The organism is Phyllobacterium sp. P5_D12, assembly GCF_054049495.1.
The window spans coordinates 1-1,167 of record NZ_JBFUMG010000921.1 but is presented as its reverse complement, the minus strand read 5'-3'; the positions used below and the strand labels follow the sequence as shown (position 1 = coordinate 1,167).

2 protein-coding genes are annotated in these 1,167 nt (G+C 57.6%); both read left to right on the top strand.

Annotation, left to right across the window (positions count from 1 at the left end):
• On the top strand, positions 1 to 290 hold a 290-nt coding region (locus tag ACXJ5O_RS27645), incomplete at its 5' end, for a hypothetical protein (protein WP_457302702.1).
• A partial coding sequence (locus tag ACXJ5O_RS27640) for a UvrD-helicase domain-containing protein (protein WP_457302701.1) occupies positions 287 to 1,167 on the top strand: 881 nt, incomplete at its 3' end. The genes ACXJ5O_RS27645 and ACXJ5O_RS27640, both read left to right, overlap by 4 nt.

Below are 1,167 nucleotides of genomic sequence, written 5' to 3'. Positions count from 1 at the left end.
CTGCAGATCTGCTCTATGTGCGGCTCCGTCCCAACGGCAAGGTTGATCCGGAATCGATCCTGAAGATTGGTAGCGGCTCCAATAGCAGCGAAAAGTCAGGTCCGGAGCTTGGCGAGCTTTCGTGGCATCGCCTGACCGAGTTGCTCACCGCTTATCGCGACCCGCACAAAGGCTACCTTTCGCGGGCACTGCCATTCAAGGAAAGCGATTTGACCGGGGACTACGATCATCTCGCGCGTGTGCTGGAATGGTCGGCGGGCGGCGCTGACGATAGCGGAGACGGCGAATGAAGACGCCGCGCAACATTCCGAGAGAAACAATTGCCAACCAAAACAAGGCGGCCGATCCGAAGGATTCCGTCTGGGTTTCGGCCAATGCCGGGTCGGGGAAGACGCATGTACTGACCGAACGCGTCATTCGCCTACTGCTCGACGGAACCGATCCTTCCAAGATTCTTTGCTTGACGTACACCAAGGCGGCAGCAGCGGTCATGCAGAACCGTGTTTTTGCGCGATTGTCCGATTGGGCAACATTGGACGAAGGTGCGTTGGCCCAGACCATCGAGAAGATCGATGGCAGTCGCCCCGGGCCGAAACGGCTGGCGCAAGCGCGACGTCTGTTTGCACGGGCGCTGGAAACGCCGGGCGGCCTCAAGATTCAGACCATCCACGCCTTTTGTGAAGCGATCCTCCATCAATTCCCGCTCGAGGCCAATATTGCCGGCCATTTTGAATTGATGGATGACATGATGCAGGTCGCGCTGGTCGGCGAAGCGCGTCGCCAACTTCTGCAGGCGGCGCGCCTTGACCATAACACGGAGCTTGCCGCGGCTTTTGCCGATGTGCTCGATGCCGCCGGAGAGTTTGGTCTGCAGCAACTGCTCGACGAGGCAGTAAACAAACGGCATGATCTGACGCAATTTATCGGTGAAGTCGGTCACGATGATCTGCGTCGCCAGGCTTTCTATTCGCACTTTGGCTTCCAGGGCGACGAGACCGAAGACAGCATTTTATCAACGCTTTGGCCGGTGGACGAATTCGATCACTCGATGTTGTCCGGCATTCTGCAGATACAAAAGAGCGCRACGCGGGCACAAGAATTTGCGCTGATTCTGCTTCACGCGAAGTTCAACGAACAAGTCGACCAACGCGAGGAAGCGCTGCGAGC